This window comes from Stakelama portus (assembly GCF_003171655.1).
GTDB lineage: Bacteria > Pseudomonadota > Alphaproteobacteria > Sphingomonadales > Sphingomonadaceae > Sphingomonas > Sphingomonas portus.
Window position 1 is genome coordinate 613,970 of the sequence record NZ_QFZL01000001.1, and the last position, 13,636, is coordinate 627,605.

At 63.4% G+C, this 13,636-nt stretch carries 11 protein-coding genes; 1 reads left to right on the forward strand and 10 read right to left on the reverse strand.

The features are described 5' to 3' along the window. Window positions 1-46 precede the first annotated feature (46 nt). The 10 genes from DKB74_RS02770 to DKB74_RS02815 all read right to left on the reverse strand — a co-directional run bounded on the left by DKB74_RS02770 (window position 47) and on the right by DKB74_RS02815 (window position 12,465). The gene (locus tag DKB74_RS02770; RefSeq protein WP_109807083.1) at window positions 47-3,154 is read right to left on the reverse strand and encodes a TonB-dependent receptor domain-containing protein; all 3,108 of its coding nucleotides are present in this window, start codon (window positions 3,152-3,154) and stop codon (window positions 47-49) included. A 320-nt stretch (window positions 3,155-3,474) separates the two neighbouring features. Next, complete coding sequence (locus DKB74_RS02775) at window positions 3,475-4,287, reverse strand: LytR/AlgR family response regulator transcription factor (RefSeq protein WP_109806554.1); 813 nt, start codon at window positions 4,285-4,287, stop codon at window positions 3,475-3,477. After that, the gene (locus DKB74_RS02780) at window positions 4,284-5,369 is read right to left on the reverse strand and encodes a sensor histidine kinase (protein ID WP_109806555.1); all 1,086 of its coding nucleotides are present in this window, start codon (window positions 5,367-5,369) and stop codon (window positions 4,284-4,286) included. The genes DKB74_RS02775 and DKB74_RS02780 overlap by 4 nt, the downstream gene beginning before the upstream one ends. 442 nt (window positions 5,370-5,811) lie before the next feature. After that, on the reverse strand, window positions 5,812-7,131 hold the full coding sequence (locus DKB74_RS02785) for an ATP-binding protein (RefSeq protein ID WP_109806556.1): 1,320 nt from the start codon (window positions 7,129-7,131) through the stop codon (window positions 5,812-5,814). A gap of 73 nt (window positions 7,132-7,204) precedes the next feature. Beyond that, a complete protein-coding gene (locus tag DKB74_RS02790; protein WP_109806557.1) occupies window positions 7,205-7,420 on the reverse strand; it encodes a hypothetical protein in 216 nt (71 codons plus the stop codon). 64 nt (window positions 7,421-7,484) lie between these two features. Then, window positions 7,485-8,738 (reverse strand): N-succinylarginine dihydrolase, encoded by a 1,254-nt coding sequence (locus DKB74_RS02795; RefSeq protein WP_109806558.1) that lies wholly within the window; start codon window positions 8,736-8,738, stop codon window positions 7,485-7,487. A gap of 30 nt (window positions 8,739-8,768) precedes the next feature. After that, entirely contained in the window at window positions 8,769-9,779 is a 1,011-nt protein-coding gene (locus DKB74_RS02800) for an arginine N-succinyltransferase (protein WP_109806559.1), read from the reverse strand. Then, complete coding sequence (locus DKB74_RS02805; RefSeq protein ID WP_109807084.1) at window positions 9,776-10,984, reverse strand: hydrolase; 1,209 nt, start codon at window positions 10,982-10,984, stop codon at window positions 9,776-9,778. The genes DKB74_RS02800 and DKB74_RS02805 overlap by 4 nt, the downstream gene beginning before the upstream one ends. A 46-nt stretch (window positions 10,985-11,030) precedes the next feature. Beyond that, window positions 11,031-11,924, reverse strand: a complete 894-nt coding sequence (locus tag DKB74_RS02810; protein WP_109806560.1) for a DUF481 domain-containing protein — start codon at window positions 11,922-11,924, stop codon at window positions 11,031-11,033. A 43-nt stretch (window positions 11,925-11,967) separates the two neighbouring features. Then, window positions 11,968-12,465: an RNA pyrophosphohydrolase gene (locus DKB74_RS02815; protein ID WP_109806561.1), complete on the reverse strand. Its 498-nt coding sequence runs from the start codon at window positions 12,463-12,465 to the stop codon at window positions 11,968-11,970. 89 nt (window positions 12,466-12,554) lie between these two features. On the opposite strand from DKB74_RS02815, the gene DKB74_RS02820 reads away from it, so the two are divergent. Then, on the forward strand, window positions 12,555-13,601 hold the full coding sequence (locus tag DKB74_RS02820) for a cupin-like domain-containing protein (RefSeq protein ID WP_109806562.1): 1,047 nt from the start codon (window positions 12,555-12,557) through the stop codon (window positions 13,599-13,601). The last annotated feature ends 35 nt before the right edge of the window (window positions 13,602-13,636 follow it).

Below are 13,636 nucleotides of genomic sequence, written 5' to 3' on the forward strand. Positions count from 1 at the left end.
AAATGGCGGGCGCTCCCGGGGGGAAGCGCCCGCCGCACAGGGGCTCTTAGAACTTGGCCACGAACCCTGCGTAGAAGAAACGGCCGCGGTTGTTGTAGATGCCGCTGCCGCCGCCGATGCCGGTCAGACCGAGCGGCGGGGCGGTGTCGAGCAGGTTGTCGACGCCCAGATAGAAGTTGAACTTGTCCGTCGCGTCGATGGCGATCCGGGCGTCGTGATAGAAGACCTCCGGATACCAGGTCCGGTCGGCATAGTCGGCGTTTTCGGGATCACGTCCCTGGACGCTGAACCAGTCCTCCCAGTTGTGGATCACCATCTTGCCGATATAGCGCAGGCTGTACCCGAAGGTGACGCCGCCGGTTTGCAGGCTCATGTCGACATTGAACGCGTCCATCGGATCGCCCAGTTCGCCCAGGATGCGGTCGGCATAATCGGGCCGGGTGGGGTCGAGAAACTGATCGTTCGTGATCGCATGGGTGTAGATGGCACGCCCGGAGAACTGGCCGAAGCCAAGATCGGCGCGATAGCCGAGTTCGAAGTCGATCCCGCGAACCTTCAGCTTGGCATAGTTGAGCGGAACGACCGCCAGGCTGTTGTTGAGGATCTGGCCCTCGACTTCGCCCTGCGGCCCGCCGCTCGGCCCCGCGCGGTTGAACAGCGCGCAGAACTGGTTGCTGAGGTCTGCCGCATCATAGCAGGCATCGAGGATGTTCTGCGTCGTCGGCGTGCTGATCACGTCGTTCACGGTGATGTCGTAATAGTCCACCGTCAGCGAGAAGCCGGGCAGGAAGCGCGGTTCGAACACGCCGCCGATCGTGTAGCTGTCGGACTTTTCCGCGCGCAGATTGGGATTGCCGCCCGAAAGATAGGGCAACGACTGCTGATAGACGTGATCATAGTTGGTCGGAACGCCGTCGGCGCGACAATTGGCTTCGCGTGTCGCCGAACCCGCGCCGATGTTGCGCAACGCGCACGGATCGTTGGAACCGATCGACGCGTAGTTCTGACCGAGCGGCGAATAAAGCTCGACCAGGTTCGGTGCACGAACCGCGCGCGAATAATTGGCGCGCAGCCGCAGATCGCGAACCGGCGCCCATTCGACGCCCGCATTATACGACCAGACCGTGCCGGTGCCGCCCTTGTAATCGGCGATGCGGCCCGCACCCGTGAACGTCAGTTCCTCGAAGAACGGCATGTGCGAAAGCAGCGGAATGCGCAGTTCGGCATAGGCCTCCTTCACTTCGAACGACGGGAAGGTGTAGGCCGGGATCGAATTGTAGAAGGTCACCCCGGCAACCGTCGCATCGTCCTGCACGAAATAGTTGGTTTCGCGCCGATATTCCGCACCGAAGGCGAAGCCGACCGGGCCGCCCGGCAGTTCGAACCAGTTCCCGGAGTCGCCGGCGATATAGGCACTGGCGACGAACTGCGTGATCTTCGCGCGCTGCCAGCTGTTCTGCAGCAGATAATTGCGCGCGGGATCGGTGATGTTGCCTGCGCCGAACAGGTTGATCGGTTTGCACGCGGCAACGTCATTTGCCAGTTGCGCGGCCGCATAGGCCGCATTCGAGGCTCCTTCATAGGCAATGGCGGCGCTGGGATCGACTTGCGCGCGGCAGACGATATTGCCGTTCGCGGTGCCGTTCGTGACCACGCCTTCGTCGACGGCGTCGATCGCCAGCAGAAAGCGCTGAAGATTGACGTTGCCCAGGATCGTCGTGTCCTCCTGGAACTCGCCATAGTTGAGCGAGACTTCATAGTTCCAGTTGCTGCCGAACGAACCACGCGTACCGCCGACGATGCGATAGGTATCGCGCTTGGTGGCCTCTTCGCGATTGGTCAGTTCGACGACGTTCCGGATGAACGCGAAGGGGACGACGTCGGTGGTCGAAACGCCGTAATAGTCGCTGATGACTTCGCGCGCCTGGGGGTTGAGATAGGGGTTGTCGGTATAGAAGACCTCACGCGGCGAACCGGTGGTGCCCCCGGAGAAGAAGAAGGGGCCGCTGGCGTTGCTCAGCGAATCGGTGTGCACCCATTTGGCTTCGACGAACGGCACGAATGCCGGGCTCACTTCGAAATGTGCGATGACGTTGGTGCTATAGCGATCGAGCTTCGGCGAAAGGCCATATTGCGTGCCTTCGCGGAAGTTGCTGCCGTTGCCGCCGACGAACGACCCGAAGGGCGGCAGACCGATCCGCGTTCCGGTCTGCGGCGTCAGCGTGCCGTCGGCCTGGAACAGATAGGGCGTCAGGAAATCGCCCCCCAGATAGGAGAGAAAGGTGCCGCCGTTCGAATAGATCGAATTGCGGATATCCTTGTAGAACAGGCGATCCGGGTTCCCGTCGCTGCCGTTCACGGACGAGGACGGGTCGCTGTCCACCTGAATGAAACCGTCGGTGTGGCGCAGATTGGGGCGCTGTGAGGCGTAGAAATCCACCTGGTGCGCATATTCGAAATTGGCGGCGACATTGCCGCGCCCGCCCGCGAAATTGGTGCCGGCGAGTCCGCTCAGATAATAGGAACCGGCATCGCTATAGGTGCTGACGCCGCTCTGGCCGCGCAGCTGAATGCCTTCATAATCCTGCTTGAGGACGAAGTTGACGACGCCCGCGATCGCGTCCGAGCCGTAAATGGCCGAGTTGCCCCCGGTCACGACGTCGACGCGCTCGATCAGGTCGGTCGGGATCGTGTTGACGTCGACCGAAGTGCCGTAATTCAGAATATCGCCACCGACATGCCGCCGGCCATTCTGAAGCACCAGCGTGCGCTGGGTGCCCAGTCCGCGCAAGTCGAGCAGATTGAGGCCGCCCGTGCCGAGGAAGCGAGTCGAGTTGGCCTGGCTGAACGTGGTGTGCAGCGCGGGCAATTCGTTCAGGGCGTCACCGACCGACAGGTTGCCGGTTTCGTAAAAGGTATCGCCGGTCAACGACGTCACCGGAACCGGTGAGTCGAGATTGGGGCGCGGAATGCGCGATCCGGTGACGGTGATTTCGTCGCCGGTGCTGGCCGATTGCAACGCGTCGGCGGTTTCGTCCTGGCTGGTATCGTCCTGCGTGGCAGTCTGGGCCTGCGCCGGCACTGCGGCAAAAGCGGCAATCCCGAGCAGCATCGCCGGAAGCGCGCTGCCGGAAAGCAATGAAGAACGTCTCATCATCATTCCTCTGTTCGTCGTGGAAACCACTCGCGCTGCTGCGTGAGGGGTGCGGGCTGCGTCAGCGAAGACCCGCATCCGACGCGCCCTTGCGTTCGGGCGCGCTGGTCATGACCAAGGGCTAGACCCGAGCCGAGCGACGGCACAAGAAAAAGGTACGTTTAGAACTATCTTTTGTGACGAGGATGTTGCGCCGCCGCAACAGAAGATACGTTGCGGCTAAGGATTTTGCCGGTTTTCAGTGGAAAACAGAGAGGGCGACGCAATGGGGACCCGTGCCCGTCGATGCGGACCGCATGATTTTAGGTACGTATCGTACCTTATTCGCTTTTTGGAAGGCTCTGTTCGTCCAGGATTTCCCGGACAACGCCATGATAGGTCCGCCCCACGGGTAGCGTCTCGCCGCGATCGGTGACGATGCGGAATCCGCCGGCCGGACGCCGCACGATCGACGCAATGCAACTGGTGCAGATGATATGCGAGCGGTGCACCCGCTTGTACCGGGCCGGATCGAGATTGGGCAGCAAGGCGGTCAGCGACCCGCGGTGAAGAAACGTCTGCTGGCCCTGATAGAGGCGGACATATTCCCCCTCTGCGCTGATGCGCTCGAGCGTGTCGAGCTGCACGCTCACCATCTCGCCGCGGCGGCTGACCATGAGCCGCCTGCTCGGCTCGCTCGTCGGGTCGCGCATCGCGCGAAGCTGCGCCAGCTCGCGCGCGAGCTCGTCGAGCCGCTGTCGCGCACTGCGATCGGCGATTGCCTGCCCGACACGCTCCAGCGCCCGTTCGAGCCGTGCCTGCCGCACGGGCTTGGTCAGGAAATCGATCGCGCCGCTGTCGAAAGCCTCCGGAGCGAACTGCGGATAGGCGGTGATGAAAACGATCAGCGGCGTCGTGTCCGCTTCGGAACCCGCCCTGCGCGCCAGTTCCTCGACCACGTCGAAGCCGTCGAGCGTCGGCATTTCGATATCGAGCAGTATCGCGTCCGGTCGCAGTTCCGCGACTCGCGCCAGCGCTTCGGTGCCGTTGCGCGCGGTGCCGATGATCGCGACGTCTTCGCGTTGCGCCAGCAATCGCGACAGCCGCTCGGTGGCAAGCGGTTCGTCGTCGCAGATCAGCAGCTTTATCGTCATTGCGTCACATCCGGGATCACGAAGCTGACCGAGTAATGGCGGTCCGGCGTCTCTCCGGCGCGAAACGCGCAATCGCTGCCATAGCGGACCGAGAGGCGCCGCGCGACATTGGCGAGACCGATATGCTCTCCCCGCATATTGTCGGTCGCGGTCGATTGCAGCGTATTGCGCACTTCGATGCGCACGCCGCGCGCCTCGCGCCTGGCGACGATCTCGAGGCGCGTGACGCCGTCCGATCGTGCGACGGCATGCTTGATCGCATTTTCGATCAGCGGCTGCAGGATCAGGCTGGGAACCTTGATATTCTCCAGCTCGGCCGGGATCTGAATGTCGACGACGAGCCGGTCGGAAAACCGCACCGCTTCGATGGCGAGATAGAGCGATTGCAGCGCCAGCTCACGCTTCAATGCAATATCTTCGCTGGGATCGGTGGAAAGCGCGGCGCGCAGGAAGTCGGAGAGATTTTCCACCATCTGTTCGGCCCGCTCGGGTTCGCGCGACGCAATCAGCGACGCGATCGAATTGAGCGTGTTGAACATGAAATGCGGATTGAGCTGATATCGCAGCGCCTGCATCTGCGCAGAATGGGCAAGCGCGCGCGCTTCGGCCAGCCGCCTTTCCCGGTCGCGCAATTCCTCGCTATAAACGGCCGCGAGAAGAAGCGCGGAAACGGCACCATAGGCCCAGAACCACTGGATGAACGCGTAGGAATAGGAGACCCAGGTGAAGCTGATCCTGTTCATCTCCGGCATGAAGAGATGGAAGACGCCATAATTGAGCAGGCTGTGGATCAGCGCGCCGCCGATCGCGAGCAACAGGACGAAGGCGATGCGCTTCGATCCGGGCATATTGCTCTGGGCGCGGATCAAGCGGTGGATCAGCATCGACAGAATGATGGCGCCGAGCGTCACGATCAGTCGCGGGACCAGAATCTCGGTCTCGCCGGTATCTTCTTCCATCATCAGGCGCTGGGCAGTGAGCAGCGAAAACTGCGCTACCCAGAAGCTGATGATGATAACGGCGGGAATGGAGATGCCGAACCGCGAAAGCAGCGGATCATTCTCATCAGGCGGTGACGTCATCGCCAGACGCTAGGGCGCGAACTGCCGGATTGTAAATCCGCTGCGCATGCAGTTCGCGGCGCCACACCGGCACTTCGTTGGACAGGTGAGTGCCGTATCCTTTCCGGCACACCGCATTCGCTGCATCCGGCGCGGCGTTCGCGGCAATCCGATCCCGCGCTTCGCAACGTTGCCATAGGATGGGACGGAACGGAGACAATCATGTCGTATCATCGCCCCCCATCCGAGCGCCAGCCAGCCAAGGCCGGGTCCGACGCAGAGCAGCGCGACCGCCCCCGTGGTTCGCGGCAGCGGCCCGAGGATGGCCAGCGGCTCGCCCCTCCGGGCCGGGTGGCGTCGGCGCAACTGCCGCCCGGCCTTTACTGACCGGAACTGGCGCGTAAACGCATCGCCCGGCCTGAGGCTGCCGGGGTGCCGGATCGGCTGAGTCCCGCCGGTGCGATCAGGCAGTCGGCGGATTGCTCGGCAGGATCACCACGACGCGCAGCCCGCCGATCGGCGAACGGCCCGCTTCGATCCGGCCATGATGCGCATCGACGATCGCGCGCGCGGTTGCCAGCCCCAGGCCCGAAACGCCGCGTTTGCTGTCGGCACGTTCGGAGGAGCGGTAAAAGGGTTCGAACAGCCGCTGCGCCAGTTCGACGTCCACGCCCGGCGCGCTGTCGTCGATGATCAGTCGCCATGCGTCGCGCGAGCTTTCCAGACCCAGCACGATTTGCCCGCCAGGCGGCGTGTAGCGCAGGCTGTTTTCGATCAGCGCGCCGAACAGCTGTTCGACGCGCGCGCCGTCCCATTTTACCAATATCGTATATTCGGGAAGCGTGCTGGTCTCCAGCCGGACGCCGCCCGCCTCAGCGCGCTTGCCATTGCTCCAGATCGCGTTGTGGATCAGCGCGCGCGGATCGACCTGCGCGAATTCGACCGGCAGGCGGCCAAGATCGGACAGCGCCACCGCGCCCAGATCCTTGGCCATGCGGTTGAGGATGTGATGATCCTCCGCCAGGCCCATCAGCAGCGCCTGGTCGACGGGCGGCTCGGCCTCGGCGAGCCTTTCGAGCCGCTGTTCCAGATCGTGCACCGGTTGCTGAAGCTCGTCCGCGATCGTCACCAGCCAGGTGCGCCGCGCCGTTTCCAGACGGCTGAACTGCTGTGCCACGCGATGCAGGTTGCGCATGGTCGCGGCGGTTTCGGCATAGCCCTGTTCTTCGAAATAGACGTCATGGTCGCCCTGCACGATGTCATGACTCATGCGATAGAGCGCCACCTGCGGGCGCGACCAGCGCCGCGCGAACAAATAGGCCGCGAGCAGCAATATCGCCAGCATGCCGAACAGGATCGCGCCGATACCGATATATTGCATGCCCAGAAATTCGCGGTCGGCATCGTTCAGCTGTGCCGGGCGCGTGACGCGCAGAATGCCGATCGTCCGACCATTGATTTCGACCGCCTCCTGGGCGATCGGTTCGCCTGCCATGCCGGGCCCGGTGACGGCTTGTCCTTCGGGCGAGGCGAGCTGGACACGGCCCGCCAGACGATTGTCGCCGGTCATGTTGAAATCGGCGATGAAACGGTCGAGCGGGCGCCCGGTGATCGCCACTTCGGTGGCGCGCTGGGCAAAGGCGCTCAGCCGTTCGCGATCCTGCGCGGCGAGCTGGGCCGAATAGCCGCTGTGCATGTTCCAGACGAGCAGGCCGCCGGCAACGACGGTGACGAGCAGCGCCTGAGCGGCAAGCGCCGAGAAAATAGCGGAGAAAAGCCGCACGACCCCTAAAATCCCCCGAAAAACGCAGGCCTTGCCCAAGCGTTAGCCTTCGCCAGCGCTCGACACAAATGCTTTACCATGGACGGTTGTCGATCGAATCAAGGATTCGTGCGCCCGCCATGAAAACCGCGATCGGGCAGACCGCGAACAACAGCCAGCCGCCCACGCCGGGAAACCGATCAAGATAATGGAGCCCGCGCTCCACTGCGCCGGTGCCGAGGCCATAGATGACGAGAAACGCCTCGAACTTGGTCTTGATGACGAAAAGCCTAGCGAATCGATGCCACATGCACCGCACCACGCAAGCCGCGGGCCAATCCCGGAAACGCGTCAGTTCATCTTAAGAGACAGGGTTAACTGTAAGTTAACTCGACAATTTCCAGCATTTCGAGCAGCGCGCGGCGCGCCGTTTCGACACGCGCGATCAATGCGGGATCGGCGATTTCGTCCTGGGCAATCGCGTCGGGCCAATGCGCCTCAACGACTTGCGCAATCGCGTCGAGGCGGGCGTTGTCGACCAGAAAGCGCGAGTCGATGGTCGCAGGGTCGGCGACCACGCGCAGCCTGAGGCAGGCGGGGCCGCCGCCATTGGCCATCGACTGGCGGACATCGACGACCTCAAGGTGACGGATCGGGCCGTTGCCGGCGACCATTTCCTGAAGCCATTGCCAGACCGAAGGCGTTTCGCGCGCTTCGCCGGGCAGGATCAGCGCCATGCCGCCATCGGGCAAGGTCACCAGCTGGGCATTGAAGAGATAGGATGCGATCGCGTCTTCCAGACTGACCCTGTCCGCCGGGACTTCGACGATCTCGACTTCGGGAAGCGTGCCGCGCAGCGCGTCGTAAAATGCCTGGCTGTCGGCAAAGGCCTGTTCGTGCGCGAACAATACGCGCTCATTGGCGACGGCGACGACATCGTTATGGAACGCGCCGGCGGCGATTGCGGCTTCGGATTGCTGCACGAACAAGGTGCGCGCGGGATTGAGCCGGTGGCGCCGCGCGACCGCCGCGCTCGCCTCGCGATGCTGGCGGGCGGGGTAGGGGCCGCCCGAAACGCCATAGACGAAAATCTCGACGCCGGGGCGGTCATGCGCGGGCGTCAGCCGCATGTGATTGGCGGCGCCTTCATCGCCGAACGGCGCGGGAACCGGCGCGTGCACGGCAAAGCCATCGCCGGGAAAGGCCAGCCGCAACTGTGCCAGCGTTTCGGGCCATTCATGGCTGCGATGCGGCATGGTGAGCAGATTGGCGATTGTCAGATGGCAGCGGCCGTCGCTCGCATCGGGCGCGGGCGAAACCGTGGCGGCATTGGCTGCCCACATCGCCGAAGCCGACAACGCCTGTGCCTGCAGATGTGGCGGCGCTTCGGCAAACTGCGTGGCAAGGCTGTCGAGCCAGCGATGGTCGGGGCGCGCATGCGGCAGGAGAATGCCCTGCCGTAATCCGAGCGCGATATTGGCGCGCATCTTGGCAATGCCCTGCAGCGCGGCCGCGCGCGGATGCGAGACCAGCCCGCGATTCTTCGTCGCGGCAAGATTGCCCGGGCTCAGCCCTGCATAATTATGGCTGGGGCCGATAATGCCGTCGAAATTGATTTCGGTCAGCATGATGCGCTTCCTTGATGCAACTGCACGAATTCAGCGGCCGACATGCATCACCCTGTCGCCTTCGCCCACGCCCAGCGCGCGCGCCGCATCCGGATCGATCGCGACGCCGTCGCCCGAACGGCGCACCTGCGCCATCGCGCAGCGGAATTCCGCCAGCTGCCCGCTCGCGACCAGCCCCGGTTCGCCACCATCGGCGATGGCGGCGACCGTTTCGGTGCGCGCGTCGCGGATCGCATGCACCTGATCGGTGCGCGCGGTCATCGTCGGCCCGCCGTCGAAAATGTCGATGTAATTTTCCCAGGCAAAGCCTTCATTTTCCAGCATCCGCATCGCCGCGCGTCCGCTGGGATGCGGCCGGCCGATCACCGATCGCGCGCTTTCGGTCAGCATCGCGATATAGATGGGGTGTTTGGGCATCAGATCGGCAATGAACTGATTGCCGTGGATCGCATTGAATTCATCGGCTTCCTGAAAGCTCATGCCGAAAAAGCGCCCCGCGACGCCGTCCCAGAAGGGCGATCCGCCGGCTTCGTCGATCACGCCGCGCAGTTCGGCGAGGATGCGATCGGCAAAACGGGCGCGGTGGCGCGCGATGAACAGATAGCGGCTGCGCGCAAGCAACATGCCCAGCCCGCCGGCGCGCTCCTTGGGATGGAGGAACAGCCCGCCGACCTCGCTCGATCCTTCCAGATCATTGGCAAGGCTGAGCAATTGCGCGCGAAAGGTACGGTCCAGCTCCTGGCTGTGTTTGGTCACCATGCCGATGCGATAGCTGTAGAAGGGCCATTTCTGGCCGACCTGCGTGAAGATCTGACACGTGCCGCGCACTTCGCCGGTTTCGATATTTTCGAGCACGAGCACGAACAGATCGTCGGCGATGTCGTCGCCGGTACGGGCAAATGCCTGATGGCTGCGCTCCAGCTTGGCGCGCAACGCGTCCTTTTCAGGAGGCAGGTTGGTGAAGCCGCCACCGGTCAGCTTCGCCATTTCGTACAAAGGTTGCAGGTCTTGATCGCGCGCAGCGCGGATTACGAACGTCATGGATGCCCCTGTTCGGCGATACGTAAAATGGTGACGGCCGAAAGCGCGGCGCGCTCGGCCAGGCTTTCGGGAATCAGAAACTCGTCGGACGAATGGATGGCGCCGCCGCGTGCGCCCATCGTATCGACCACCGGCACGCCGCATGCCGCGATATTGTTGCCGTCGCACACGCCGCCGGTCGCTTTCCAGGCGATGGCGAGGCCAAGGTCGCTGCCGACTCGCTGGACCAGCCCGAACAGCTTTTCGGCGCCCGGATCAACTGGTTTGGGCGGGCGATTGAAACCGCCATGCAATTCGATCCGCACGTCATAGCGGGTTGCGACCTCCGCAATCGCTTCGTCAAGCGCGGCCTGGGCGCGGGCGATGGCGCCTTCGTCCTTCGGGCGGAAATTGATACGCAATATCGCCAGTTCGGGGACGACATTATTGGGTCCGCCGCCTTCGATCCGTGCCGGATTTACCGACAGGCCTTCGCCGCGAATGTCGAACAGCCGCACCGCGAGCGCGCCCGCCGCGACGATGGCGTTGCGCCCGTCGTCGGGATTGCGTCCGGCATGCGCGCTGCGCCCATGAACTATAGCCGAGAAATTGCCGGTTCCGCCGCGTGCGCCCGCCAGTGTGCCGTCGGGCAGGGCGGGTTCATAGGTGAGCGCCGCGACCTTGCCCTGCGCCGCGCGAACGAGCAGGGCGGCGGAGGAAAAGGAACCGACTTCCTCGTCCGAATTGATGACGACTTCATAGCCGATACGCGATGCCAGCGGGCTCGCCTCGACCGCCTCCAGCGCCGCGAGCATCACCGCCAGCCCGCCCTTCATATCGGCGGCGCCCGGCGCGTTGAGGTGACCATTGTCGAGCCAGCGCTCGTTCTGAAACGGATGATCGGCGGGAAACACCGTGTCCATATGGCCGGTCAGCAAAATCTGCACTGGTGCTTGCGGACGGACGGTGAGGTGCAGGTGCCGGCCATGTTCGATCGTTTCGACCTGACCATCGGCAGTCACGTTCTCCGCCGGATCGGGGGTTTCGAGCGCAAGGGTTCCGGGCAGTGCGGAAAAGGCATCGGCGAGCTGGTCCGCCATGCGCGCGAGGCCGGCGAGGTTGCGCGTACCGCTGTTGATCGCGACCCAGGCGCGGGTGCGTTCGAGCATCGGCGACGCGGCGCAACGCGCTACAGCTTCGGCTTCCTGAGGGGATAGCGCAGTCATCCCCAGCACCTAGCGTCAAAACGCGTTCAGGTGAACCTTTGCGAAATCAGAAGTCGACCACCAGCGCGGCGCGCGTCGTCGTATCGGTGCTGTTGCGGTTCGACGTGGGGTCGCTTTCATATTGGAGATTATATGAAAGCTGCGCCGAAAGCGGACCGAGCACGCGGAAATTGAGCGCGGAATTGCTCGACACCGTGCTGTTGGCGGTCTGGATATAGGTCGATGCGGTCTGTTGAAAGCGGATGCTGGGCGCCAGATTCCATTTGAAGTCGAGCGACCCGCGACCGCCGACATAGCCTTCATTGGTGTCGTCGGTATAATGGGTCTGACGAAAGGCGGGGCCGACTTCGAGCTCCAGCGTCATCCCCGGCCGCTTGATCGGCGTGTAGCCGAGACCCGCCGACAGCGAATAACGTTCGTCGAAGCCGGAAAACCGGTCGCTTTCGAACTGTGCCGCGCCATAGACATAGCTGCGGTCGTCGATCTTGTAGTTCGGCTCGTAGGCGGCGAGATAGCGTTCGCGCGTCGTGACGCCGAGGCTTTCCTGATATTCCCCGCGCAGCCGCAATTTATGGCGCCAGCGATAGCCTTCGCGCCGCAATTCGATGGTTCCGACCAGGCCGATATTTTCGGTATTGCCCGTGGTGCGATAGCCACCCAGTTCGATCTTGCCCTTGAGCAGATCGAGAAAATCCGACTGGCGCAATCGGCGTTGCGCGGTCTGGCGCCGCTCGGTGCGCCATTCGGTGGCGATCCGGCTTACCTCGCGCGCGCTGTCGGGCGCGGCGGTCTGCGCATATTTGACGATGATCGCGACACCGTTTTCGTCGCCCGCGGCCATGGCCGCGTCGAGCATGGCCTTGATCGGCGGCGGAATGACTTCGGGGTCGTCCGCATTGGCGAGCAGCAGCGGGGCGGCAAGGAAAATCAAGATACGCACGGCAGCCTCTTACGCAGCGGGCTCGGGCAGGAAAAGGGCAGCTTCAGGGCAAAGCGCGCCATCGTGCCAGCGGTTCGGCGAAAACCCGCACCAGTTCGGTATAGATGGTGCGTTTGAACCCGACGATCTGGCCGGGCAGTTCCTCCGGCTCGATCCACCGCCATGCGCGGAATTCAGGTTCGGGCGTGGCGATATCGACGTCCTGATCCTCGCCCAGAAAGCCATAGAGAAACCAGCGCTGACGCTGACCGCGCCATTTCCCCTTCCACACCTTGCCGATCAGATCGTCGGGCAGGTCATAGGTGAGTTCCTGCGGCGCTTCGGCGATCAGTTCGACCAGATGGCCGGCGACGCCGGTTTCCTCATGCAGTTCGCGAATGGCGGCATCGCGCGGGTCTTCGCCCGGATCGATGCCGCCCTGTGGCATCTGCCATGCCTCCAGCGTCGAATCGAGCCGCTGGCCGACAAAGACGAGGCCATGGCGGTTTGCCAGCATCACGCCGGCGCCGGGACGATAGGGCAGATCTTTGGGATCGGTCATGCCGGTCCTCCTAGTCCTTGCCGTCGCGGCTGTGTAGATAGCGCGTGCTTCGCAAAACGAAGCGCGTTGCGACTACAGGACCGGGCAGGATGGCAAAGGCGAACAAGCGCAAAGCGGCACAGGCGGCACGGGGTGCCGCGATCAACGACGATTTCCGGCAGAAGATCGCCGAGCGGTTGCTGGAAGGCGCCGATCCCGACCTGCTGGCCAAACAGCTTGCCGGTTCGGCCGGGCTTTCGCTGCCGCTGGTCGAACAGGAAATCGCCCGCGCGACCAAAAGCCCCTATTTCCTGGCGACCGAAAAGCTGCGCAATCGCATCGGCAAATGGGAATGGGTGCTTCAGAACGGCGCCCGGCTTGCCGCGAACGATCCGCAAGGCGGCGAAATCCCGGTGATCGGCAAGATCGACGGCGAGACATTTTATCGCGACTATTATCGCGCGCACCGCCCGGTGGTGGTGCAGGGCCTGTTCGATCATTGGGAAGCGCGCAGCACCTGGTCGCTCGACTATTTCCGCGATGTGCTCGGCAGGCGCGAGGTGTTCGTCCAGACCGGCCGCGAAGCCGACAAGGATTATGAGATCAACACCCGCGATCATGGCGCGATGCGCAGCTTTGCCGAGCTGTACGAGCGGCTGGCGTCGGACGAGCCGACCAACGATTTTTATATCACCGCCAACAACAGCGCCCAGAATATGGACGCGTTTCGTGCCTTTTATCGCGATATCGGCGGCATCCCCGGCATATTGCGGCCGGGCGGCGAGCGGAACGGCTTCATCTGGGTCGGGCCGAAGGGGACGGTGACGCCCTGGCACCATGACCTGACCAACAATCTGCTGATCCAGATGGTCGGGCGCAAGCGCGTGCGGATGGTGGCCAGCCACGACACGCCCAAAATGCGCAACCATTTCCATTGCTACAGCCGCTGGGGCAGCGACGATCTGTTGCCCGGTCCCGCGACTGCCGAAAAGCCGGCGGTGCTCGAATGCACGATCGGTCCGGGGGATGCGCTGTTCATCCCGATCGGCTGGTGGCACCATGTCGACGGGCTGGATCAGACGATCGGCATGTCCTTCATCGAATTTGCCTGGGACAATGATTTTTACACCGATTATCGAAGCTATGTCGCGTTCTGAGCAGCGCTTCGGGCGCGCGGGAACGGGGCCGTGCC